Origin of the sequence: Aeromonas sp. FDAARGOS 1408 (assembly GCF_019048665.1) — a bacterium.
Lineage (GTDB): Bacteria > Pseudomonadota > Gammaproteobacteria > Enterobacterales > Aeromonadaceae > Aeromonas > Aeromonas dhakensis.
In genome coordinates this window covers 2,449,423-2,473,140 of the sequence record NZ_CP077394.1, presented here as the reverse complement: position 1 = coordinate 2,473,140, position 23,718 = coordinate 2,449,423, and the positions used below count along the sequence as shown (strand labels likewise).

Genomic DNA, 23,718 nt, shown 5'->3' with positions numbered 1-23,718 from the left:
AACCTGGGTCGAGGTGTGTGGCAACGCACAGATCCGACCTCTTCTTCTGTTTATAAGGCGAGTCGTCGTTATTGTGTGATAAATCACCAATTCGGACGAATTTTGCCAGCGGTTATCGCTGTAAACGTTTTCCCATGGCGTGCAAACAATGTGGGATTCAGGTCACAATTTTTCCGCTGTGACTATGCTTTTCGTAAAAAGTTCCAAGTTTTTTCATTGCGGATTGGAAAACCCGGTGCTAGTCTCGGCGCCATAGTGATGCAAAGTACATCGCTAACACAGGGAATAACAACGACTTAGTGTTTAATTACAGTAGGCATTGGAAACTATGAAAAAGACAATTCTGGCTATTGCTATCCCGGCTCTGTTTGCATCCGCCGCTAACGCTGCAGTGGTTTACGACAAAGACGGTACCACTTTTGACGTATACGGCCGTGTTCAGGCTAACTACTACGGTGACCACAATACCGCCGACTCTACCGCTGCATCTGGCTACAAGGATGTTGACGGTGAGCTGGTTGGTTCTTCCCGTCTGGGTTGGTCCGGCAAGATTGCTCTGAACAACACCTGGTCCGGTATCGCCAAGACCGAGTGGCAAGTTTCTGCTGAAAACTCCGCCAACAAGTTCGATTCCCGCCACATCTACGTTGGTTTCGACGGCACCCAGTACGGTAAGATCATCTTCGGTCAGACCGATACCGCGTTCTACGACGTGCTGGAACCGACCGATATCTTCAACGAGTGGGGTGACGCAGGTAACTTCTATGACGGTCGTCAAGAAGGTCAGGTTATCTACTCCAACACCTACGGCGGCTTCAAAGGCAAACTGTCCTATCAGACCAACGACGACAAAGCCGTCAAGGTTACTGACGTAGGTCAGGGTATCAAAGAAACTGCCGTTTACGGTGCCGATGTGAAGCGTAACTACGGTTATGCCGCTGCTGCCGGTTATGACTTCGACTTCGGTCTGGGTCTGAACGCAGGTTACTCCTACTCCGATCTGGAAAACACCAAGACTAACAACACTGGTGACAAGAAAGAGTGGGCACTGGGTGCACACTACGCCATCAACGGTTTCTACTTCGCCGGTGTTTATACTCAGGGTGACCTGAGCTACGACAACACCACCGGTGGTGACAAGGACAAGGGCCGTGGCTACGAGCTGGCAGCTTCCTACAACGTTGATGCCTGGACCTTCCTGGCTGGCTACAACTTCAAAGAAGCAAAAGTCAAGTCCAATACTGCCGGTGCAGAGTACAAAGACCTGCTTGACGAAACCCTGCTGGGCGTACAGTACGCTTTCACTTCCAAGCTGAAAGCCTACACCGAGTACAAGATCCAGGGTATCGACAAACTGGACGACGAGTGGACCGTTGCCCTGCAATACAACTTCTAATCTAGTCTCTGCGCTGATTGAGTTGATGAACGGCCAAGCTTGCTTGGCCGTTTTGTTTTATCTGCTTCCCACCTGATTGCCTCTCTTCTCCTCTGTTGATGATCCTCTCCTGCTCCTGTTTGGCTTGCGCCAGTTCACGTTGTCTCTTTTCTGTACTTGGCTCCCGGTCTGCGAATAGCTAGATTATTCAGCTCGTTGCAGGATGTTCGGCAGACAGGGAAGGATGACGCTTGATTGACTTTAGTCACCCGCAGTGGCGGGAGCTGGCCCGCCAGCTGCTGGACAACCCCACCTCGGTGGTCCGCGCCCGCCAGTGGCAACCCCTGCTGGGCCTGCTCAAGGACAACCAGCTGCTGCTGGCGCTGGGCAACCACCACTATGAGCTCACCCCCGCCGGCCGCCGCTACCTGACCCGTGAACTGACGCTGGCCGAGATCGCCACGGCACCGCCAACCCCGGAGGAGTGGCTCCATGGGCAGGGCTGGCAGCTGGCGGAGCAGGTCAACGAGCGGGTGCTGGCCGCGCTCTATCGCAAGAGCGAGGTGAGCTTTACCCCCAACGAGCAGATCGACTTCGAAGACAAGGGGATCCGGCTCTGTTTGGATCAACAGGTGCGCCTGCGTGCCCCCGAGCCGTTCAGCCTGTTTTTCAGCGGCGGCACCCTGCTCGATGCGTCCCCTTGGTTGCAGGCGCTTGGCGAGGTGGCGTTGCCGGAACGCAACCTGGCCAGCCTTGGCAAGATCCTGTGGGGGGAGGGGGAGCTGCTGCGGGTGATCACCACCGACAGCGTCGGTGCCTTTGCCGAGCTGGTGCTGCCGGCAGGGACCCTGCTGATCTGGGCTCCCGCCTCGGCTCAACAGGCACTGCAGCAAGTGATCGCCGCGCTGCCGCCTCAGGTGCAGTGGAGTCATCTCACCTCCCTCGACCCGAGCGGGGTGGATCGGGTGCTGACTCTGGCCCAGCGTTTGGGTCGGCCGGCCAGCTGGTGGCTGCCCACCGTGCTGGCTCCCATCATGACGGCCTATGCCCTGCCGTTGGCCGACTCCCGCCCCTGGGAGCCGAGCCGGATCCCCAAGTCATTGTTAGCAGTTTGTAGCGGTTTGGTTGAGTCCAATGGTGGCTTGTCTGCCGAGGTGTGCGCGTTGGCGCCACAGTGGCATGCCATCGGTTGAGATTGCCGCAGATCCGGCCGAAAAAGCGGTTTTCCCCCATCCTGCACGATGATATAAAGAGTTGACGAAGCGCTCGCCAGTGGGCGCTTTTGTTTGCCACGTGTTTTGCGTGTCACGGACGGTGTGCCAACACGCTTTGCCAGCCAACGAACTCAACGGAATACAGGGAATACCATGTTTGAAAAGGTTGTTGCCGCCCCAGCGGATCCGATCCTGGGCCTGACCGAAGCCTTCCGCGCCGACTCTCGCAGCCACAAGATCAACCTGGGGGTCGGGATCTACAAGGACGAGACCGGCGCCACCCCCATTCTTCACTGCGTCAAGAAAGCCGAACAGAAGCTCTTGACCGACGAGAAGACCAAGAACTATCTCGGTATCGAAGGCAATATCGAATACGGCCGCATCGTGCAGCAACTGCTGTTCGGACAGGATTCCGCGCTGGTCAACAGCGGCCGCGCCAAGACGGCGCAAGCGCCGGGTGGTACTGGTGCCCTGCGCATCGCCGCCGAGTTCGTGGTACGCAACAACCTCGCCAAGACCATCTGGATCTCCGATCCCACCTGGGCCAACCACGTCAGCGTGTTCCAGGCCGCGGGTCTGACCGTCAAGTGGTACAAGTACTATGACGCGGCGACCAAGGGGCTCGACTTTGCCGCCATGCAGGCGTCTCTGGCCGAGGCGCAGGCTGGCGATCTGGTGCTGCTGCACGGTTGTTGTCACAACCCGACCGGTATCGATCCGACCGCTGATCAGTGGCGTGCCCTGGCCAGGCAGAGTGCCGCCGCCGGCTGGTTGCCGCTGTTTGACTTCGCCTATCAGGGCTTTGCCCGCGGCATCGAAGAGGATGCCGAAGGTCTGCGCATCTTCGCCGAGTGCCACGACGAGCTGCTGGTGGCGAGCTCCTTCTCCAAGAACTTCGGCCTCTACAACGAGCGGGTCGGTGCCTTCACCCTGGTCAGCGCGACCAAGGCGATCGCCGATGTGGCCTTCACCCAGGTCAAGACCGTCATTCGTGCCAACTACTCCAACCCGCCGTCACACGGAGCTGCCGTCGTCACTGCCGTGGTGAGCGATCCGGCCCTCTATGCCGAGTGGGTGGAAGAGGTGGCCGCCATGCGGGTGCGCATTCGCGAGATGCGCGAGCTGCTGGTGGAAAAACTGGCCGCGCGCGGCGTGAGCCAGGACTTCAGCTTTATCCGCGAGCAGAACGGCATGTTCTCCTTCTCCGGTCTTTCCAAGGATCAGGTGGAGCGCCTCAAGAGCGAGTTCGCCATCTACATCGTCGGCTCCGGCCGGATCAGCGTGGCCGGTATCACCCGTGCCAACATAGATCCGCTGTGCGACGCCATCGCCAAGGTGCTGTAAGCGAGTCATCGCCATCCGCTCAGTAACAAGCCCGCCGGGTAGACCCGGCGGGCTTTTTCATTTTTCGGCTCAGGCCTTAGCGACGGCGTTTGCCACCCCCCAGCAGGGAGCCGAGCACCCCGCGCACCAGCTGGCGACCCACCTCGCTGCCGATGGTGCGGGCCACGCTCTTGGCGGCGGTTTGCACAACCCCGTCGTGCTGGCCGCCACGGGGGCCGGTGCGGCCAAACAGGATGCCATTGAGTGCATCGAGCAGGCCGCCTTCCTCGCTGGATGACGGTTTACTGGCTTGTTCGCTTGTGGTTGTCAGCTTGCCGCCGTTGAGCCGCTCGAAGGCCGACTCGCGATCCTCCGGCGTCTCGTAGCGGCCGTGCAGCAATGAGCCCTGAATGAGCGCCTGCCGCTCGGCGTCGCTCAAGGGGCCGATGCGGCTGGCCGGCGGGGCGATGAAGGCGCGCTCCACCATGTTGGGCCGCCCCTTCTCGTCGAGCAGAGAGACCAGCGCCTCGCCGACCCCGAGCTCGGTGATGACGCCAGCGGCATCAAAGGCCGGGTTGGCCCGCAGGGTGTTGGCGGCGATCCGCACCGCCTTCTGATCGCTCGGGGTAAAGGCGCGCAGGGCGTGTTGCACCCGGTTGCCAAGCTGCCCCAGTACGCTGTCGGGGATATCGGCCGGGCTCTGGGTGACGAAGTAGACGCCCACCCCTTTCGAGCGGATGAGGCGCACCACCAGTTCAATCTTCTCCAGCAGCGCCTTGGGGGCGTCGTTGAACAGCAGGTGCGCCTCGTCGAAAAAGAACACCAGCACAGGTTTGTCGGGATCCCCCACCTCCGGCAACTGCTCGAACAGCTCGGAGAGCAGCCAGAGCAGGAAGCAGGCATAGAGGCGACTGGACTGGGTCAGCTTGCTGGCGGCCAGCACATTGATATGGCCGTGGCCGGCCTCATCGGTCTGCAGCAGATCCTGGATGTCCAGCATGGGCTCGCCAAAGAAGTGATCGCCGCCCGCGCTCTCCAGGGTGAGCAGGTTGCGCAGGATGGCGCCGATGGAGGCGGTGGAGACGTTGCCGTAACGGGTGGTGAGGGACTTGGCGTTGTCACCGGCAAACTGCACCATGGCGCGCAGGTCCTTGAGATCGAGCAGCAGCAGCCCCTCGTCGTCCGCCACCTTGAACACCAGCTCCAGCACCCCGCTTTGGGTGTCATTTAGGCCGAGCAGGCGGGCGAGCAGCAGGGGCCCCATGTCGGAGATGGTGGCCCGCACCGGGTGGCCCTGTTCGGCAAACAGATCCCAGAACAGGGTGGGGCTGGCGGCAAAGGCGGGGGCCGGGATGCCGAGCTGGGCCAGCCTGGCATCCAGCTTGGCAGAGCCTGCTCCGGCGGCGCCAAGGCCGCTCAGGTCCCCCTTCACATCCGCCAAGAAAACCGGCACGCCGAGGCGGGAGAACCCCTCTGCCAGCACCTGCAGGGTGACTGTCTTGCCGGTGCCGGTGGCCCCTGTGATGAGGCCGTGGCGATTGGCCATGGCTGGCAGCAGGGCGAGGGGATGACCACTGGCATGGGCCAGCGTGAGCGGTTCGGCCATGGTGGGCTCCTTGTGGCAAATGGGGGACGAAAAACAACGGGTTACAAGGAGTGTGGTAGCGGGGCCAGGGGATGGCAAGGCAGTGCCTCGTCAGCGCGCCAGAGGCTGACGAGGCGGGGGATCAGCGGGGGCGGACCAGCTTGCCGAGGCGCAACAGCAGCAGGGTGAGGAGGCCGCCGCTGGCGGCGGTCAGCACCGCCAGCAGCAGGCTGCCGAGCAGGAAGGGAGGCACCAGGGTAGCCGCCTCGTGCTCCAGCCAGTGCAGGGTCCAGGTAAGGTGAAATGGTTCCGGCGTCTTGTGCAGCACCAGACAACCGGTGCGATAGGCGTAGAGGTACATGAAGGGCAGGGTCAGCGGGTTGTTGAACCAGACCGCCAGCAGTGCCAGCGGCAGGTTGAGGCTGAACGCCAGCGCCAGCCCGACCGCGATGAGTGAATGCATGGGGATGGGAAACCAGCAGGCGAAGATGCCGGCCGCCACCGCCCCGCTCAGGGCGCGCGGCCCCCCTTGCCAGAGGGCGGGGGCGAGCAGGCGCTCGCCAAACAGGGCGAACCACTTCTGCTGGCGCAGGGTATCGGGGTCTATCTTGAAGCGGGCAAACCAGCGATTCAGCATGCGCGTGCCACCTTGCGTTTCTGCCACTGACGCACGGTGCTGATGCGCCAGCAGGTGCGAATGAGGGCGTAGCCGATGAGGGAGCTGAGCAGGGCCAGCACCAGCGAACCCAGCAGCAGCGGCGGGGCCACGGTCTCGAACACCGACACCAGCCAGGCCCAGGTGAACTCGATCTCGATGTGCTGGGAGGATTGCCCCAGCAGCTGACAGCCGGTCAGGTAGGCACCGTAGAACAGCGGCGGCATGGTGAAGGGGTTGGAGAGCCAGACCAGGGCTACCGAGAGCGGCAGGTTGACCCGGCAGGCGATGGCGCCGCCGGCCGCCAGCAGCATCTGGCAGGGGAGCGGCACCCAGGCCATGAACAGCCCCACCGCGAAGGCACCAGCTGCCGAGCGCCGATTGAGGTGCCACAGGTTGGCGTCCAGCAGCAGCTTGCCAAACAGCCGCAAGTGCTTGTGTTCCTTGAGTGTCGCCGGATCAGGCAACCAGCGTTGTATGAGTCGTTTGGGCATATTGAAACCTTGCTAAATACTTGCACCATGGATCTGCGCCTGCTGTCGTTTGCCCTCGGGGCAAGCTCCTCACTGCTTTGGCCATGGTTGCCTTCATGGGAATGGGGTGGCCTGATGCTGCTGCTCGCGTTCCCTCTCGCCGGTTGCCGCTGCTGGCGGCTGCTGTTTCTGCTGCTCGGCATCCTCTGGATGCAGGGGAATTTGCACCACCGGCTCGCCTGGCTGGATCAGCTTGGCAAAAAAACGAGCCACATCATAACCGCACAACTGCAAAGTGCAGAACCCGAGGGCGATAAATTTGTCCGGCTGGTGCTGCGGGTGAACAGGCTCGATGAGCAGGCGCTCACCCCGGCGCCCCTGGTGCGCATCAATACCTACCAGGCGCTGCCCACCATGACGGCAGGCAGTCGCCTGACCCTGGAGGTCTCCCTCAAGCCGGCTCACGGCCTGGCCAACGAGGCGGGGATGGACGGGCGGCGCCTGCTGCTCGGCAAGGGGATCACCGCCACCGGCAACTTGCGCCGGGTGATCCAGATTGAAGCGGTGCCGGCGGGGTTGCGCGAGCGCTGGCTGGCCCGGGCCGCTGCCAGCTGGCAGGATCTGAGCCAGGGTCCGCTGCTGGCGGCGCTGACCTTCGGCGAGCAGGGCGGCATCACGGATGAGCAGTGGAGCCTGTTTCGCGGCAGCGGGCTGACCCACATCATTGCCATCTCGGGGCAGCATATCGCGCTGGTGGCGGTGCTCGGCTGGTGGCTGGGGCGGCTGTTCGGGCTGCGGGGGGCGATTCTGCTTGCCCTGCTGTTTGCCGCCCTCTACAGCTGGCTGGCCGGGTTTGCGGTGGCCACCGAGCGGGCCCTCATCATGGTGCTGGTGTGGAGCCTGCTGCGCTGGCGACGGCGGGAGTGGCCGGCCCATCGCGTCTGGTTGTGGGCCTTCGTGGTGCTGACGCTCTGGGATCCCTTCGCCCTCTATTCGGCGGGATTCTGGCTCTCCTTCCTGGCGGTGGCCCTGCTGCTGGTGGCGAGCCTGCTGGAGGCCAAGCCCGGGCTCGTTCGCCTGCAGGGCTTGTTGCTGTTGGGGCTGCTGCCGTTGCAACTGGCGCTGTTCGAAGGGATAGCGCCGCTGTCGCTGCTGCTCAATCTGCTGGCATTGCCGCTCTTTTGCATCGGCATCATACCGCTGGCGCTGGTCGGGGTGTTGCTGGCGCCGCTTTCGGGGGAGCTGGCCCACCTGCTGTTCTGGCTGGCCGATGTCGGCCTGCAGTGGATATTGTGGGCGCTGGAGAGGTTGGCCAGCCAGTGGCAGCTCTGGTGGCCGGTGCCGGGCTGGGTGCTGCCGCTCACAGCGCTGCTGACCCTGCTCTGGTGCGCCTGGCATGTGCCGGGCGGTCGTTCCTTACTGTTGCCGGGGGGCGTGGCCCTGCTGCTGGCGGCCTGGCCGGCGCCGACCCACTGGCAACTGAGGGTATTGGACGTGGGGCAGGGGTTGGCGGTGCTGATCAGCCGGGGTGAGCGCGGCATCCTGTTTGACACCGGCGATCGCTACCCAGGCGGCTACAACATGGCGGATGCCGTGATCCTGCCGCTGCTCAACCGGCTCGATGTGCGGGTGCTGGATTATCTGGTCATCAGCCACAAGGACCGGGATCACGCCGGCAACCGGCGTGCCATCCTGCAGGCTCTGCCGGTACGCCACGAGCTCTCTTCCTTCGACTTCGGCCGCTTCACGACCCTGTGCCGGCGTGGCCAGCAGTGGCGCTGGCAGGGGCTCGAGATGGCGGTGCTCTGGCCACAGCAACCGGGAGGCGGTCACAACAACGACGGCTGTGTGCTGCAGATCCGCGACGGGGAACGGCGCATCCTGCTCAGTGCCGACATCGAGCGGCAGGCGGAGCAGCGGCTGCTGGCGCTGGAAGGGGAGGGGCTTGCCAGCACCTTGCTGGTAAGCCCCCATCACGGCAGCCGCACCTCCTCCACGGCCCCCTTCGTGGCGGCGGTGGCCCCCCGCTATGTGGTACACAGCGCCGGCTTCATGAACCAGTGGGGCTTTCCCCGCCCCGAGGTGGTGGCTCGCTACAGGGAGGCGCAGCAATGGGTCACCGGGCTGGACGGGGAGATCCTGGTCGAGCCAGCGCCGGACGGGCTGCGGATCCGTGCCGAGCGGAAGCAGGGACCCTGGTTTCGCCGCAATGGCGACTGGTGGCGTCCTGCATTCTGGCCTGAGCGCTGAGCGTCAACCCGGCTTTGGCTGGCATAACGGTCTTCATTTCCTGCCTTGGCGAGGGACATGCGCTGGCGATGCTTGGTGTAATCCTGCGCTTTGGCTGGGATAACGGCCGTCATTTGCCGTCTTGGCGAGGGGCATGCGCTGGCGATGCTTGGTGTAATCCTGCGCTTTGGCTGGGATAACGACCGTCATTTGCCGTCTTGGCGATGGGCACTGCTTGGTGTAATCCTGCGCTTTGGCTAGAATAGCCCGTCATTTCCCTTATTAACGGCTATTCATGCAACAAGAAACCTCACAAGACAGCTGGCCTGTCTTCAAGCGTCTGCTCGGCTATGTCCGTGACCGCAAGCTTGGCCTGATTGGCGGCATCATCGGCATGCTGGGCTACGCCGCCGTGGATACCACCTTCGTCTATTCCATCAAGCCGCTGATCGACAAGGGGATCAACGGCAATGATCCGACCGTGCTCAAGTGGATGCCCTTCTTCGTGCTGGGTATCGTGGCCCTGCGCGGCGTCGCCAACTTCCTCTCCAACTACTGCATGGCCTGGGTCGGCAACCACGTGGTGATGCGCCTGCAGCAGCAGGTATTCAACCACATGGTGGCGATGCCGATGAGCTTCTTCGACCGCCAGAATACCGGCCACCTGCTCTCCAAGGTGACCTATGACGCGAGTCAAGTCTCCTCGGCCGCCAGTACCACATTGGTCACCCTGGTGCGGGAAGGGGCGACCGTCATCGGTCTGCTCGGCCTGATGTTCTGGCACTCCTGGCAGCTGTCGGTGATCTTCCTGGTGGTGGGGCCCGTGGTGGGCATCATCATCGGTCTCATCAGCCGCCGTTTCCGTCAGATCAGCCGCCACATCCAGCAGGCGGTGGGGGACATCACCACCTCCACCGAGCAGATGCTCAAGGGGCACAAAGAGGTGTTGATGTTCGGTGGCCAAAAGGTGGAAGAGAAACGCTTCTTCAAGGTCAGCAACAACATGCGTCAGCAGACCATGAAGATGGTCGCCGCCGATGCCATCGGCAGCCCGGTGGTGCAGATGGTTGCCTCCATCGCGCTGGCGGCCTTCCTCTATGTGGCCACCATCGACAGCGTGCGCAGCGAGCTGACTGCCGGTACCTTCACTGTCATGATCACCTCCATGATGATGTTGCTCAAGCCGCTGAAAAGCCTGACCGACGTCAACAACCAGTTCCAGCGCGCCATCACCGCCTGCCACAGCCTGTTCGGCCTGCTCGATACCGAGCCGGAGCAGGATACCGGTACCCGTACCCTGGAGCGCGCCCGCGGCGAGATCGAGTTTCGCAACGTCACCTTCACCTACCCGACCAAGGACACCCCGGCGCTGCACAACGTCAGCTTCAAGGTGGAGGCGGGCAAATCGGTGGCCCTGGTGGGGCGCTCAGGCTCTGGCAAGAGCACCATCGCCAGCCTGCTGACCCGCTTCTACGACATCGAGCAGGGGGAGATCCTGCTGGACGGCGTCAACATCCGTGAATACCGCCTGAGCGAGCTGCGCAAGCAGTACGCCCTGGTCTCCCAGCACGTGCACCTGTTCAACGACACTGTGGCGAGCAACATCGCCTACGCCGCGGAAGAGCAATACAGCCTCGACGAGATCAAGCAGGCGGCCCGCATCGCCCACGCCGACGAGTTCGTCAGCAAGATGAGCAACGGTTATGACACCGTGGTCGGCGAGAACGGCGCGTCGCTCTCCGGCGGCCAGCGCCAGCGTATCGCCATCGCCCGCGCCCTGCTGCGCGATGCCCCCGTGCTGCTGCTGGACGAGGCTACCTCGGCGCTGGATACCGAGTCCGAGCGCCATATTCAGGCGGCCATCGATGAGCTGTGCAAGGCGCGCACCTCGCTGGTGATCGCTCACCGCCTCTCCACCATCGAGAAGGCGGACGAGATCCTGGTGATCGACGAAGGCCATATCGTCGAGCGCGGCAACCACGCGGCGCTGATGGCCCAGCAGGGGACCTATGCCCAGCTGCGCGCCATCCAGTTCGGCCATGCCACCGCAGGTGGCAACGCCTGATGCTGGAGCGGCTCTGGTATGCAAAGAGTGGCTGGCGCTGGTTGCTGGCCCCCTTTGCCCTGCTGTTTGCCATCATCAGCGGCGCCCGCCGCTACGCCTATCGCCACGGCTGGCGCAAGGGCTATCGTGCCTCCTTGCCAGTCATAGTGGTGGGCAATATTTCGGTGGGTGGCAACGGCAAGACCCCGGTCGTGGTCTGGCTGGTGGAGCAGTTGCAGGCTCGCGGCTATCGCCCCGGGGTGGTGAGCCGCGGTTATGGCGGCAAGGCGCCCCATTACCCGTACCGGCTAGATGCCGCCAGCACCACGGCGCAGGCGGGGGATGAACCGGTACTGATTGCCCGGCGCTGTGGCTGCCCTGTGGTGGTGGCGCCCAGGCGGGCCGATGCGGTGCGTCTGCTGGAGCAGAGCGGCGAGGTGGATATCATCATCACCGACGACGGCTTGCAGCACTATGCGCTGGCTCGTGACATCGAGCTGGTGGTGGTGGACGGGGCGCGCCGTTTTGGCAACGCCTGCCTGCTGCCCATGGGGCCGCTGCGCGAGCCGGTCACCCGGCTCAAGCGGGTGGACGCCATCATCTGCAACGGCGGCGAGCCGGGGCGGGGAGAGTATCCCATGAGGTTGGTGGCCGATTCCCCCCGTCGGGTACGCGATGAGGCCCCGCTGGCTGCTCCCCTGTCGGGGTCGGTCGACGCGCTGGCGGGCATTGGTCATCCGCCCCGTTTCTTCGCCACCCTCGAGGGGCTTGGTTATCAGCTGGATCAGCGGGTGGCCTACGGGGATCACCACCCCTTCGATCGGGACGAGCTGGTGGGCCGCTTTGCCGGCAAGCCGCTGCTGATGACCGAGAAGGATGCGGTCAAGTGCCGCGCCTTTGCCCTCGACAACTGGTGGTATCTGCCGGTCAGCGCCGAGCTGCCCGCCTCCCTGCTCGATACCCTGCTGCACAAGCTGGGCGCGAGCGGGAAGGGGCAAGGCGCAACCAAGGCACAAGGTTAATCTCTCTTTCCAGCGTGGGGGAGAAGGGGCTTATCATGCCCCGCAAGGCATATCTGGTTGTTCGACACCCATCGCCGGCGTGATGAAACCGCCGGCGCGACATCGTTGAAGGAGTATCGTTTTGGCTTTGGACATCAAGTTGCTCGACATCATTGCCTGCCCGGTCTGCAAGGGCAAGCTGCACTACAACAAGGCCGTGCATGAGCTGGTCTGCCGCTTCGACAAGCTGGCCTATCCGCTGGAGGAGGGGATCCCGGTACTGCTGGAGAACCGCGCCCGGCAGCTCAATAGCGACGAGCTGTCGTCATGAGCTTCGTCGTCGTCATTCCGGCCCGCTACGCCTCCACCCGGCTGCCGGGCAAGCCGCTGGCCGACATCCACGGCAAGCCCATGGTGCAGCACGTGGTGGAAAAGGCCCTGCAGTCGGGCGCCGATCGGGTGATCGTCGCCACCGACGATGAGCGGGTGCAGCAGGCGCTGGCCGGCCAGACCGGATTCGAGGTGTGCATGACCTCGAAGGATCACCAGTCAGGTACCGAGCGCCTGGCCGAGGTGTGCCGTCACTACGGTTTTGCCGCCGACACCATAGTGGTCAACGTGCAGGGGGATGAGCCGCTCATTCCGCCGGTCATCATCCGTCAGGTAGCGGACAACCTGGCCGCCGCCACGGCGCCGATGGCGACTCTGTCGGTGCCGATCCAGGACGCCGAAGAGGTGTTCAACCCGAACGCCGTCAAGGTGGTGACCGACCAGGAGGGCTACGCGCTCTACTTCAGTCGCGCCTCCATTCCGTGGGATCGGGATCGCTTTGCCGCGAATCGCGAGCAGATTGGCGATCACTACCAGCGCCACATCGGCATCTATGCCTATCGCGCCGGCTTCATCCAGCGTTATGTGGACTGGGCGCCGAGCCTGCTCGAGCAAGTAGAGGCGCTGGAGCAGCTGCGGGTGCTCTGGTACGGGGAGAAGATCCACGTGGCCCAGGCGCTCGAGGCGCCGCCGGTCGGGGTGGATACCCAGGCCGATCTGGACAAGGTGCGCGCGCTGCTGGCGAACTGATGCCGACAACAGCAAAAATGACTCTGAACGGTGCCTGCGGGCGCCGTTTTTTGTGTTTAATCTTTACATAATTATTTGATTACAAACGTCATTTATGAGCACTTTCAAACTTTTCCCGGCCATGGTTTGCCAAATCAGCGAGTTTGGTTATGATGCAAGACGCCGTGTTAACCCTAACTGGCATATAACGAGATAAAAAACGGGGTGTTTGGGTGATTAATGTATTCCTGGTCGATGATCATGAGTTGGTGCGTACAGGGATAAGACGCATTCTGGAAGATGTCCGCGGGATCAAGGTGGTGGGCGAGGCGCAGAGCGGGGAAACCGCAGTCACTTTCTGTCGTCAGAACCATCCCGACGTGATCCTGATGGACATGAACATGCCTGGCATCGGCGGCCTGGAGGCAACCCGCAAGATCCTGCGGATCCGGCCCGATGTGCGCATCATAGTGCTGACCATTCATTCAGAAAATCCGTTCCCGACCAAGGTGATGCAGGCGGGGGCCGCCGGCTATCTCACCAAGGGGGCCGCGCCGGACGAGATGATCCACGCCATTCGCCTGGTCCACTCCGGTCAGCGTTACATCTCCCCGGAGATCGCCCAGCAGATGGCCCTGAGCCAGTTTGCCTCGGCCGACGAGAATCCCTTCAAGTCCCTCTCAGAGCGCGAGCTGCAGATCATGATGATGATCACCAAGGGGCAGAAGGTGACCGATATTTCCGAGCAGCTCAACCTGAGCCCGAAGACGGTCAACAGCTATCGCTACCGGTTGTTCAGCAAGCTCAACATCAATGGCGATGTGGAGCTGACCCATCTGGCCATTCGCTATGGCATGCTGGATGCCGATACCCTGTAACGGGCGGCGTGTAGCCATCAAAGGCGGCCTGTGCCGCCTTTTTGCTTTTTGCCGGTCTGGCGCAGTATGCTCTGTGCCGTCTTCTGCTTTCATCCGTTGAGCCGAGTTGCCGATGAGCCTCTCTTTCGATCTTCCGCTTGCCGCGATATCCCAGACCCAACACCCCGATCCCCGTTGCCGGAGCCAGCATGACCTCGTCTGAACCTCTCTTCGACAGCAAGGCGTTTCTCAGTGCCGTCACCCACCAGAGCGGCGTCTATCGCATGTATGACAGCGGCGGCACCGTCATCTACGTGGGCAAGGCCAAGGATCTGAAGAAGCGGCTTGCCTCCTACTTTCGCGCCAACGTCGACAGCATCAAGACCCGCACCCTGGTGCGCCAGATAGCCGATGTGCAGGTGACGGTCACCCACACCGAGACCGAGGCGCTGATCCTCGAGCACAATCTGATCAAGCAGTACCAGCCCCGCTACAACGTGCTGCTGCGAGATGACAAGTCCTACCCCTGGATCATCATCACCGCCCATCAGCACCCGCGTATCGGCGTCCATCGCGGCGCCCGCAAGGTGAAGGGGGAGTACTTCGGCCCGTACCCCTCCGGCGGCGCGGTGCGCGAGAGCCTGCACCTGATGCAGAAGATTTTTCCGGTGCGCCAGTGCGAGGATGCAGTCTATGCCAACCGCACCCGCCCCTGCCTGCTCTACCAGCTCAAGCGCTGTGCCGGCCCCTGCGTGGCGGGGCTGGTGAGCGAGGCCGAATATGCCCAGCAGGTGGAGCTGGCCAAGCTGTTTCTGGCGGGCAAGAACCAGCAGGTGATCGGGGAACTGGTGGGCAAGATGGAGTCCGCCAGCGGCGATCTGCGCTTCGAGGAGGCGGCCCGCTACCGGGATCAGATCCAGGCGCTGCGCCGGGTGACCGAGCAGCAGTCGGTAAGCGGCAACGTGCTGGACGAGCTCGACGTGGTGGGGGTGTCCTTCGAGCAGGGGACCGCCTGCATTCACGTGCTCTTCATCCGCCAGGGCAAGGTGCTGGGCTCGCGCAGCTACTTCCCGAAAGTGCCGGCCGATACCCAGCTCGACGAGGTGGTGCAATCCTTCCTGCTGCAGTTCTATCTGTCGGGGCAGGGGGGGCGGCAGATCCCGAGCGAGGTGCTGCTCGACGTGGCGCTCGAAGACGAGGACGTGATCGCGCAGACCCTGAGCCAGACCGCGGGCTACAAGGTGCGGGTGGTGAGCCGTACCCGCGCCGAGCGGGCCCGCTTCATCAAGCTCGCCTCCATCAACGCCCAGACCGCGCTGCGCTCGCGGCTCGCCCACAAGAGCACCACCACCGCCCGCTACGACCAGCTGGAGGAGCTGCTGGAGCTGGAGCGCCCCATCGCCCGCATGGAGTGCTTCGATATCTCCCACACCATGGGGGAGCGCACCGTGGCCTCCTGCGTGGTGTTCAACCGGGAGGGGCCGCTCTCATCGGAATACCGCCGCTTCAACATCGACGGCATCACCGGCGGCGATGACTATGCGGCCATGGAGCAGGCGCTGGAACGGCGCTTTGGCAAGCAGCAGGAGCCGGACAAGGTGCCGGACGTGCTGTTTATCGACGGCGGACTCGGCCAGTTGCGCCGCGCCGAGGAGATCCTGGCCCGCCAGCTGGAGTTTTTGGGGGGCAAATATCCGCTGCTGGTGGGCATTGCCAAGGGGGTGACCCGCAAGGCGGGGCTGGAGACCCTGATCCTGGGGGAGAGTCACGAAGAGCTGCACCTGCCGGCGGACATGCCCGCCTTGCACCTTATTCAGCACATCCGCGATGAATCCCACCGGTTTGCCATCACAGGCCACCGCGCCAGACGGGCGAAGGCCCGCACCACCAGTACCCTGGAGGATATCCCGGGGGTGGGGCCGAAACGGCGGCAGGCGCTGCTCAAGTACCTGGGTGGCCTGCAGGAGGTGAAAAAAGCCGGGGTGGAGGAGCTTGCCAAGGTGCCCGGCATCAGCCAGGAGCTGGCCCAGTCCATCCACGATGCCCTGCATTCCCTCTAGCCATTGGTCGCCGAGAAGGGGGAATGTGCCTCCGTGTTGCCCCTGTTTGCTCTGACGGCGAACAGGGGCTGTAGCCCCGGGTATCGACAAGAGGCGAGGTGAGTCACATCATTCACCCCGGGTTCATTCCCTTCAGGATCCAGACACACAAGAGCCGTGACGCCGGGGGGCCGCAAATGCCATAATGGCCCGCATCCTGAGGTTGTTGATGGATTAATAGACCAAGGCGGGCGCCTGTCCGGTTGCATCCGTGATCGGCTTGGGGCTACCATGTAGCGGCATACAAGAAGTGGCTGAAAATAATGACAAATATTCCTAATCTGCTGACGTTTTTTCGGATCTTGCTCATCCCCGTCTTCGTCATCCTGTTCTATCTTCCCTACCAGTGGTCCTATCTGGCGGCGGCCATCGTCTTCATCCTGGCGGCGGCGACCGACTGGTTTGACGGCTACCTGGCCCGCAAGCTGAATCAATCCACCGCCTTCGGTGCCTTCCTCGATCCGGTCGCCGACAAGATCATGGTGGCGGCGGCGCTGGTGGTGATCGTCGAGCACTACAACACCATCTGGGTGACCATTCCCGCCATGACCATGATTGGCCGCGAGATCATCATCTCCGCCCTGCGCGAATGGATGGCCGAGCTTGGCAAGCGCTCCTCGGTGGCGGTCAGCTGGATCGGCAAGTGGAAAACCATGATCCAGATGGTCTCGCTCACCGGCCTCATCTGGCAGTACGACATCTGGATGGTGTGGCTGGCCTATGTGCTGCTCTACGTGGCGACCGTGCTTACCTTCTGGTCCATGTTCCAGTACATGAAGGCCGCCTGGGGCGATCTCAGCTATCACTCCCGGTTTTGACCTGCCGACACAAAGGACCGTTTCCCCGTTCTTGGGGCTGGGAAACGGTCGTGAACGCTGAAAAAGCAGGAAAAGGGCAAAAAACACTCGAACGATCAGGGTATTAAACATTTTTGGTTGACTGGGCGAGGAACATCGCTAGAATGCGTCCTCGTAGTCAGGCAGTCAGCCAGACCGATGCGGGAATAGCTCAGTTGGTAGAGCACGACCTTGCCAAGGTCGGGGTCGCGAGTTCGAGTCTCGTTTCCCGCTCCAAATTCAGACAATAGAGAGTTTCTCTCTTTTGCATGGCGCGTTAGCAAAGCGGTTATGCAGCGGATTGCAAATCCGTTTAGTCCGGTTCGACTCCGGAACGTGCCTCCATATTGACAAGCCCGCCACGCGAGCTTGATACCGATTGCGGTGCCCGAGTGGTGAAATCGGTAGACACAAGGGATTTAAAATCCCTCGACGTTCGCGTCGTGCCGGTTCGATTCCGGCCTCGGGCACCATTAAAATCAAAGAGTTACAGAAGGCCACTAGATATAGTGGCCTTTTTCTTTTTCTTCAGTGTCCACATTTGATCCACACAGATTTATTCCGGCAGCTCTGCCAGTTTCACTTCGAGTTGCAAGCGGTTGGTGTAGCCCTGGTCGGTGAGGTCGTGAACGACCTGGGTGAGTAGCCATTCGGCCTCGTCGATTTGCGGTTTGAATCCCCTGACCGTGGTGGGTTGTTCCGGGTAGAGCTCGGGGCGGCCTTTAGCCAGTGTGATTTGAAACTCGGCCACGCCGCGCTGCAGCTTTTCCCACTCAGCCCGGGCGGCGCGCATGGCGTTGCTCTGGTTGGCGTAAACGTGGCGCAGCTCTTTGACGTTCTCACTGTCGCCAACCAGCAGCTCGTTCTCCTTCTTGTTGACTACCACCCCCGGTGGTAGCGGCCGTTCCTCTTTCGGTTTGGTCTTCCACTTGCGCTTCACCTCGATTTTCTTCTTCTCGGCGGCCTTGTTGTCTTGCCAGTAGGCGATGACGCCGGTGTAGGCGTCGCGGTCTGCCACCGAGAACTGGTGTTGATCGCCGTCCTGGCGGGTGATGGTGACAGCTGGCAGTGGCTTGCCGCTTGCGGTGGTGCCGTTGCCCGCCTTGATAAACATCAGGCGGCCAGATTTGACGGTGGCGATGGCATCCTGCTCGGTGGCCAAGCGGGTGAGAAAGGCCAGATCGCTCTCGTTGGTCTGGTCGATGTGGTCGATCACCATCCCCTTGAAAGCGTCGCCAACGCTCGGTGTTAGGCCATAGCGGGCGGCAAGCTGCTCCACGATGGCGCCAATGGTTTCGAAGTGCCAGCTGCGCTCGCGCAGTTTATTCATGCCCCCGCGCAGATCAGCCGACTTTCCCCTGATGGTGAGTAAATCCGGTGCGCCGCCGTGTTCCACCTCGTCAATTTTGAAGGTGCCTTTATCGACCAGGGGGCCGCCTTGCCACCCGATGCTGGCTTGGAGGGTGGCCCCACGGCGCGGCATGGCCAGCTTGCCATCGCTGTCATCGAGGGCGATCTCGATGGTGTCGGCCGAAAAGCCCCGGTTATCGGTGATGGTCATGTGCATCAGGCGTGGGCGCAGGGTGCCCGAGACATCGCGACCATCGACCCGCACCTGATAGGCGGGCGCCGGATGCTGCTGGCTCAGGGCATCCAGCTGGTTGGTGATACCAAGGTTTTCAGCCAAGCGGGTACCGAACTGGTCGAATGCCCCCATCAGAGCAGCCCCCCGAGTTTGCCGCCCACGGTGTTCAGCAGCTTGCCAACACCCAATCGACCGAGCAGGTTGCCCGCGGTGCGCCCGAGCAAGGTATTGCCGAGGGAGCTGTCGTTGTCGTCGACCCGCTTGAGCTTGATGCTGAACTCGATTTTTCTGGCGCTGCCATCCTGGAAGAACTTGCTGCGGGTGGTGCTGATCCCCTCTATCACGAACGAGCCGCGCATCACGCCATCCCCCTGGATCAGGGGGAAGGCTTGGCCGCTGTCGCCCATGCTATTGAGCATGTCGAGGGATACGGGCCCGCCGGTGAGCTCTGGATAGAGCACCCCGCTTAAGTGACTGAGCTCGTCATCTGGCCCGAGGTACTGGTATGAGGGGCGGGCGCCGACCCGGTTATTGCCCGGGTGGCGCCATGATTTTTCGTCTTGTTGAGATTGCGGGGCCACGGTCGAGCGCATAAACACGAACCAGCCCAGAGTCATCATCATGGTGTTTGCTCCTTAGTTGCGGTCGGTCAGGGAGGCACGGCCACTGGCGGCCGCCTGGCGTTCGCGCCGGTCCAGTTCGCGGCGCACCTCTTGCGCCACATCGGTGGCGGATTGTCCCGGCTGCTGGGTGATACTGATCGGGGCGTGGATCTGGGTGGTGCTGTTGCCTCTGGCTACAGGCCGCACCGGGGTGACGATACGCGGGCCATAACCCGAACCGCCCGTCATGGCAGGGGTGTTGTAGTTGCCGGTGAGGTAGCCGGACGGATTGACGTTGGCGGTGACCGAGCCGCCCCCCTTCATCCAGTCCGGCAGCAGGTCGGTGAGGGCTTTTATCTTGTTCTTCAAGCTCTCCCACTTGGCACTGATGCCGCCAATCAGGCCGTCGATGATGGCCTTACCCTTGTTCGCGGCCCCTGCTGGCAGGGTATCGAAGAAGGCCCAGATCTCGTTCCAGTGCATGATCAGCATGCCGATGGGGGTCCATGAGAAGAGCTCTTTCAGGAGTTCCCAGAAGGCGAGAGCAGGGGCCTTGCACTGGGCCCATAGGTCGCTGAACCACTTGGTGACCCCATCCCAATGTTTGTAGAGCAGGTAGGCCCCGGCCGCGATTGCCACAATCCCCATGATGAACCAGCCGATCGGGGTGGTGAGCATGGCAATCCCGAGCCTGACCATGCCCATGGTCATCGCCTTGATGAAGGTCAGCAGCGGGCCGCCATAGACCAGCAGGGTTGAAAGCCCCATCTTGATGGCGGCCAGCGGCCCCAGCAGACCGGCCACAATCAGCAGCAGCGATCCGCCAGCAGCAGCCGTTACGGCGGTGACCGCCGCGATACGGGTCAGGGTCGAGGTCAGCTCTGGGTTGGCCCGCATCCAGTCACCACTGACCTGGATGATCTCGGTGATGCGCTGGATAATGCCACGCAATGGGCCGTTCTCGGTCTCCATCATCTGGATCCCTACGTCATCCCAAGCGGAGGTGAGGTTGTCCAGGTCGCCGATGGCGTTATCGGCCATTACCTTGGCGACCTTACCCGCTTCCCCCTGGGTTTGCTTCAAGGTGGCGATCAGCTCCTGCAGCTTGCCGGAACCGGCCTGCTCGGTCAGCACGGTCAGGGCGGCAAATGCCTCTTCGCCGGCGATGGCCTTGAAGTAGCCCGAGCGGGTTGCGTCCCCCATCTTGCTGGTTTTCTTGTAGAGCTCGTCCAGGATATCGGGCAACGAGCGCAGGTTCCCCGCCGCATCGGCGGTCTTGACGTTGAGGGCGGCCAGCGCATCGTGCGCCGCCTTGGGCGGAGAGGCCAAGCGGCCGAGAATGGCCCGGATAGCGGTACCGCCCATGCTGCCCTGAATACCCGCATCTCCCAGCTTGCCCGCCATGGCGGAGGCAGTTTCAAGGTCGACTCCGAGCCCTGCCGCCACCGGCCCCACGTATTTCATGGTTTCACCCAGCATCTGCAAGTCGACGTTGGCGCGGGTGAAGGTGCCGACCATCACATCCCCCAAGCGGTTCATCTGGTTGGCCGGTAGCTTGAAGCCGGTCAGGATGTTGGATCCGATATCGGCAGCAGCGGCAATCTCGACGCCGCCCGCCTTGGCGATATCGAGCACCCCTGGCATGGCGTCACGGATCGCCTTGGGGGTGAAACCGGCCATGGCCAGAAAGCCTTGGCCCTGCGCCGCTTCGCCCGCCGTGAAGGCGGTATTGGCGCCGAGCTCCCGAGCCTGGGCCCGCAGGGCGGCCAGTTCGCTGCTCTCTTTGCTCAGCCGGGTGATCGCCTGCACCTTGGACATATCGACATCAAAGCCCATCGCCTTGCCCGCGATATTGGTGCCCTTGTAGATGGCGGCGGCCCCGGTGGCCATCCCTGCAGCGCCATAGCCTGCCAGAGTGCCGCGCATCGACATGGTTTTGTCGTAGTTGGCTTTGATCTGGTTAAGGCGCTTTTGCTGGTTGGCCAGTTGCCCCAGCTTGGCCCGTTGCTGGTCGAGCTGGCTGTTGGCGGCAGCGAGATCACTCTTGAGCTGGCGCTGGTGCTGGCCCAGCTGTTTGGTGTTGATGCCTGCCTCGCCCATGGCCCGTTTCAGGCTACCGTGACGGGCGACCATTTCCCGCTCTTGCTGGGAGAGGTCGCGCACCTTCTGCTTGGCTTGCTCCATGGCGCGGGTCATGGCCTTGGTCGGTTGCTCTACCTTGGCAAGCTGTTGGGCCATTTGCTGGGCATCGCGTTGGGCTGCTGTGAGCTGGGCGCGGGTTGCACCGATTTGCTGGCCGAGGGTGCGATAACCATCAATCTGGCCGCTCTGGGTTTCCAGCTCCTTGATGCGCTTTTTCGTGTCGACCAGGTCTTTGGCGGTGATGCGGCTCTGGCCGCTGGCTGCCTTGAGGGGGGCGGTGAGCTTGTCGATCCCGTTAAGCAGGATTTGAAGTTTGAGAGGGTTCATTGTTGTTCTGCCCCGTTGATGCGGTTGTGAGTCTCAACGAGGCGTTGGTGCCAGCCCATCAGCTCGCTGATCTCCATGACCGCCATCTCGGACGGCGGCCAGTGGGCGATGATGGCCAGATCGGCCATCACCTCGTCTACGCAATGAGGTAGGCCATTCTCTTCGGTACCAAAAAAGCGCTTACCTCGCTGCCCAGTTGCATCAGGTCAGCCGGATCCATGTTGCCGATCTCGGCTTCGGTCAACATGGGGGTGGTGATGCGGGGCAGCAGTTTGGTGAGGGCGTTGACGTCCATCTGCACCACATCGGTCATATTGAGGCCGCGCATTTCGCCCGCCTTGGGTTTGCGCAGCTGGATCTCGGTGAGGGTGGTGTCGCCGCGCTGGATGGCTTGGTCGAGGGTAACGGTTTTGTTTTCCATGGTGTCGGTTCCTGGTTATGTGGTGAGGGCGGCACTTATTGGTTGGATAAGGACCGCCCATTGGATGAGAGAAGGGGTTAGAGGCCGAGGGCTTTGCGGTGCTCGGCCATGCGGTCGACGCCATCGGGGCCGATCTCAATCATGTTGATGAGGTCGATTTCATGGATCACCTGACCGTTGATGGTCTCCTTGTAGTAGGTGTTGACCATGCCGACCTTGGCCTGGGAGTTGTCACCGGCCTTGAGGGTGCCGCGGTCGAGCTCTTTGAAGCGGCCACGGCAGATGATCTCGACGGGTACCACTTCGGCGGTGTCGTCGCCCTGCACCGAGCCGGCAAAGCGCACCATGGTGCCGTCGGCCTTGGGTTCCCCCATGCAGCGCAGCAGGGGCTCGCCATAGCCGCCGAAGGTGAACGAGACATCGAGGGCGCTGTCATCGAATCCCATATCGATGTTGACGGCGCCGCCCATGCCGCCGCCGCGATAGGCTTCAAACTTGCGGGTCAATTTGGCCGGGGTGAAATCTTCCGCTTCACCTACCCAGTTCTCGCCGTTGAGAAAGACGTTCAGGCGTTTGAGTTTGCGTGGCAGTGCCATGGGGGCTCCTTATGCTGCGGCCGCGACGCGGGCGCCGAAGTCGATCAGGTAGTGGTCGGTGATGCGCTGGATGAAACCGAGGTCTTCGAGTGGCGGCACCGGGGTGTAGTTGTAATCAATGCGTAGCTTGCCCGCCTTGAGGGTGTCCTTGTCGTTGAGCTCCTCGTTGTACCAGCAGTCAAACCCGAGCAGATAACCGCCGTTCACCAGCTCGCGGCCCTTGGCCTTGATCCCTTCGACGATGTCTTTGACCAGGGACGGGTGCAGCGGCTTGTCGTTGGCCCACATGTGCGCCTCGGCCATGGTGTCAGCCAAAATCTGGGCGGTGCGGGTGTAGTTCTCGAAGGCGAACAGGGGATCATCTGAGCAGGTGCGGTTGCCCCAGTAGCGAAAGCCGTCAGAGCGGATCAGTGCGGTGACCTCGTTGGCGTTGAGCAGGCCGACCTCGGTGTCGGGGTCTTGCAGATCCCAGAACAGGTTTTTGGTCATGCCATCGACCCCGGTCACGCCGACGTTCGACAGGGTCTTGTGCCAGCCAATCTCTTTGTCGATTAGTGCCCGCATGGCGGCAGCCTTGAGGCAGGCATCGAGCTTGATGCTGGCATTGGTGGCAACGTCCCACGCGATCCAGTCGGCATGCACCAGCATCAACTCACGGCTGGAGAAGTTTTCACGGTAGGCCAGCGCGGCTTCGACGGTCTCGGCGATGGTCGGCACGTAGGCAAAGGCGCGCAGCTTCTTGGCCATGCCCGCCAGCGCAGTGGATACCGGCAGGGTGCAGTTGTCCGGCACGCAGAGGATGCGTGGCTTGACGCCGGTAGCCGGGGTGGCCCGCTCCAGCGCCTTGAGGCCGGTATAGCTGCCATCGGGCTTGATGGTGCCGATGATGTTGCTTGTCAGCGCTGCCGCATCCGCGCCTTTGGCCACACGCACGGCGATAACGATGGTGTTGACGGTGTCATAGATGGTTTGCAGTGAGCGTTTCAGGTTCCCCTCGCTGCCCGCCTTGGCGATGGCCGCTGGCAGGTTGGCGATCAGCACAGGCTTGTCGAGGGGGAAATAGGTGGCGTCGGCGTCTTCGCTGGTGCAGACCATGCCGATCACCGCCGTGGCGACGGTGCGGATGGTACGGGTACCCTCGGTCGCTTCGACGACGCGCACGCCGTGGTGGAATTGGTCCAGTGCCATAGGTTCTCCTGTTGTCCGGACGGAGCATTCTTTGCGTAGGTAATGCAGGTGATGTGAACAGGGTCAGGATGCAGGGGCAGGGGATCGCAGGCGAGCGGCGGCCAGTG

At 62.3% G+C, this 23,718-nt stretch carries 21 protein-coding genes and 3 tRNA genes; 14 read left to right on the top strand and 10 right to left on the bottom strand.

Translation table 11 applies throughout. From position 1 onward, the window contains the following. Nucleotides 1-328: 328 nt before the first annotated feature. From I6L38_RS11370 to I6L38_RS11360, 3 genes are all read left to right on the top strand, one after another. Nucleotides 329-1,396 (top strand): porin, encoded by a 1,068-nt coding sequence (locus tag I6L38_RS11370; RefSeq protein WP_043160279.1) that lies wholly within the window; start codon nucleotides 329-331, stop codon nucleotides 1,394-1,396. Between the two features lie 230 nt (nucleotides 1,397-1,626). After that, nucleotides 1,627-2,568, top strand: a complete 942-nt coding sequence (locus I6L38_RS11365) for a hypothetical protein (protein WP_043169655.1) — start codon at nucleotides 1,627-1,629, stop codon at nucleotides 2,566-2,568. 174 nt (nucleotides 2,569-2,742) lie between these two features. Further along, complete coding sequence (locus I6L38_RS11360; RefSeq protein ID WP_139397934.1) at nucleotides 2,743-3,933, top strand: amino acid aminotransferase; 1,191 nt, start codon at nucleotides 2,743-2,745, stop codon at nucleotides 3,931-3,933. Nucleotides 3,934-4,009: 76 nt separating this feature from the next. On the opposite strand, the gene I6L38_RS11355 is transcribed toward I6L38_RS11360, so the two are convergent. The 3 genes from I6L38_RS11355 to I6L38_RS11345 all read right to left on the bottom strand — a co-directional run bounded on the left by I6L38_RS11355 (nucleotide 4,010) and on the right by I6L38_RS11345 (nucleotide 6,646). Continuing rightward, on the bottom strand, nucleotides 4,010-5,518 hold the full coding sequence (locus I6L38_RS11355) for a helicase HerA-like domain-containing protein (RefSeq protein ID WP_201885340.1): 1,509 nt from the start codon (nucleotides 5,516-5,518) through the stop codon (nucleotides 4,010-4,012). A 121-nt stretch (nucleotides 5,519-5,639) separates the two neighbouring features. Then, nucleotides 5,640-6,134, bottom strand: a complete 495-nt coding sequence (locus I6L38_RS11350) for a DUF2062 domain-containing protein (RefSeq protein WP_019838874.1) — start codon at nucleotides 6,132-6,134, stop codon at nucleotides 5,640-5,642. After that, nucleotides 6,128-6,646, bottom strand: a complete 519-nt coding sequence (locus tag I6L38_RS11345; protein ID WP_011706585.1) for a DUF2062 domain-containing protein — start codon at nucleotides 6,644-6,646, stop codon at nucleotides 6,128-6,130. Before I6L38_RS11345 ends, I6L38_RS11350 begins: the two co-directional genes overlap by 7 nt. Between I6L38_RS11345 and I6L38_RS11340 the strand changes: the two genes are divergently transcribed. From I6L38_RS11340 to I6L38_RS11290, 11 genes are all read left to right on the top strand, one after another. Further along, nucleotides 6,584-8,875: a DNA internalization-related competence protein ComEC/Rec2 gene (locus I6L38_RS11340; protein WP_216988488.1), complete on the top strand. Its 2,292-nt coding sequence runs from the start codon at nucleotides 6,584-6,586 to the stop codon at nucleotides 8,873-8,875. The two genes, I6L38_RS11345 and I6L38_RS11340, sit on opposite strands and share 63 nt — an antisense overlap. A gap of 274 nt (nucleotides 8,876-9,149) precedes the next feature. After that, a complete protein-coding gene (gene msbA, locus I6L38_RS11335) occupies nucleotides 9,150-10,919 on the top strand; it encodes a lipid A ABC transporter ATP-binding protein/permease MsbA (protein WP_019838876.1) in 1,770 nt (589 codons plus the stop codon). After that, nucleotides 10,919-11,920 (top strand): tetraacyldisaccharide 4'-kinase, encoded by a 1,002-nt coding sequence (gene lpxK, locus I6L38_RS11330; protein ID WP_201885339.1) that lies wholly within the window; start codon nucleotides 10,919-10,921, stop codon nucleotides 11,918-11,920. The genes msbA and lpxK overlap by 1 nt, the downstream gene beginning before the upstream one ends. Before the next feature lie 121 nt (nucleotides 11,921-12,041). Then, on the top strand, nucleotides 12,042-12,230 hold the full coding sequence (locus I6L38_RS11325) for a Trm112 family protein (RefSeq protein WP_094696517.1): 189 nt from the start codon (nucleotides 12,042-12,044) through the stop codon (nucleotides 12,228-12,230). After that, entirely contained in the window at nucleotides 12,227-12,979 is a 753-nt protein-coding gene (kdsB, locus tag I6L38_RS11320; RefSeq protein WP_201881613.1) for a 3-deoxy-manno-octulosonate cytidylyltransferase, read from the top strand. Before I6L38_RS11325 ends, kdsB begins: the two co-directional genes overlap by 4 nt. 212 nt (nucleotides 12,980-13,191) lie before the next feature. Beyond that, on the top strand, nucleotides 13,192-13,836 hold the full coding sequence (uvrY, locus tag I6L38_RS11315; protein WP_005302696.1) for a UvrY/SirA/GacA family response regulator transcription factor: 645 nt from the start codon (nucleotides 13,192-13,194) through the stop codon (nucleotides 13,834-13,836). 188 nt (nucleotides 13,837-14,024) lie between these two features. Further along, nucleotides 14,025-15,875, top strand: a complete 1,851-nt coding sequence (uvrC, locus tag I6L38_RS11310) for an excinuclease ABC subunit UvrC (RefSeq protein WP_094696515.1) — start codon at nucleotides 14,025-14,027, stop codon at nucleotides 15,873-15,875. Between the two features lie 302 nt (nucleotides 15,876-16,177). Further along, nucleotides 16,178-16,732, top strand: coding sequence for a CDP-diacylglycerol--glycerol-3-phosphate 3-phosphatidyltransferase (gene pgsA / locus I6L38_RS11305; protein WP_010633516.1), 555 nt, complete (start codon nucleotides 16,178-16,180; stop codon nucleotides 16,730-16,732). A 179-nt stretch (nucleotides 16,733-16,911) separates the two neighbouring features. Continuing rightward, a tRNA-Gly gene (locus I6L38_RS11300) sits at nucleotides 16,912-16,987 on the top strand. Nucleotides 16,988-17,021: 34 nt separating this feature from the next. Further along, nucleotides 17,022-17,095 (top strand) — tRNA-Cys (locus I6L38_RS11295). A gap of 41 nt (nucleotides 17,096-17,136) precedes the next feature. Then, nucleotides 17,137-17,223: transfer RNA gene (locus tag I6L38_RS11290), tRNA-Leu, on the top strand. A gap of 83 nt (nucleotides 17,224-17,306) precedes the next feature. Here the strand turns inward: I6L38_RS11290 and I6L38_RS11285 are convergent. The 7 genes from I6L38_RS11285 to I6L38_RS11255 form a co-directional block, all read right to left on the bottom strand. Further along, complete coding sequence (locus tag I6L38_RS11285) at nucleotides 17,307-18,467, bottom strand: phage late control D family protein (protein WP_216988487.1); 1,161 nt, start codon at nucleotides 18,465-18,467, stop codon at nucleotides 17,307-17,309. After that, nucleotides 18,467-18,958 (bottom strand): phage tail protein, encoded by a 492-nt coding sequence (locus I6L38_RS11280; RefSeq protein WP_201889368.1) that lies wholly within the window; start codon nucleotides 18,956-18,958, stop codon nucleotides 18,467-18,469. The genes I6L38_RS11285 and I6L38_RS11280 overlap by 1 nt, the downstream gene beginning before the upstream one ends. A 12-nt stretch (nucleotides 18,959-18,970) precedes the next feature. After that, nucleotides 18,971-21,406, bottom strand: coding sequence for a phage tail tape measure protein (locus tag I6L38_RS11275; protein ID WP_201889367.1), 2,436 nt, complete (start codon nucleotides 21,404-21,406; stop codon nucleotides 18,971-18,973). Then, nucleotides 21,403-21,534 carry a GpE family phage tail protein gene (locus I6L38_RS11270; RefSeq protein ID WP_041202707.1) on the bottom strand — a complete coding sequence of 44 codons (132 nt, stop codon included), beginning with the start codon at nucleotides 21,532-21,534 and terminating at the stop codon, nucleotides 21,403-21,405. The genes I6L38_RS11275 and I6L38_RS11270 overlap by 4 nt, the downstream gene beginning before the upstream one ends. 8 nt (nucleotides 21,535-21,542) lie before the next feature. Then, a complete protein-coding gene (locus I6L38_RS11265; RefSeq protein ID WP_019445430.1) occupies nucleotides 21,543-21,827 on the bottom strand; it encodes a phage tail assembly protein in 285 nt (94 codons plus the stop codon). A 77-nt stretch (nucleotides 21,828-21,904) separates the two neighbouring features. After that, nucleotides 21,905-22,423, bottom strand: coding sequence for a phage major tail tube protein (locus tag I6L38_RS11260; protein ID WP_013723888.1), 519 nt, complete (start codon nucleotides 22,421-22,423; stop codon nucleotides 21,905-21,907). Nucleotides 22,424-22,432: 9 nt separating this feature from the next. Then, complete coding sequence (locus I6L38_RS11255) at nucleotides 22,433-23,605, bottom strand: phage tail sheath protein (RefSeq protein WP_322111666.1); 1,173 nt, start codon at nucleotides 23,603-23,605, stop codon at nucleotides 22,433-22,435. Nucleotides 23,606-23,718: the final 113 nt, after the last annotated feature.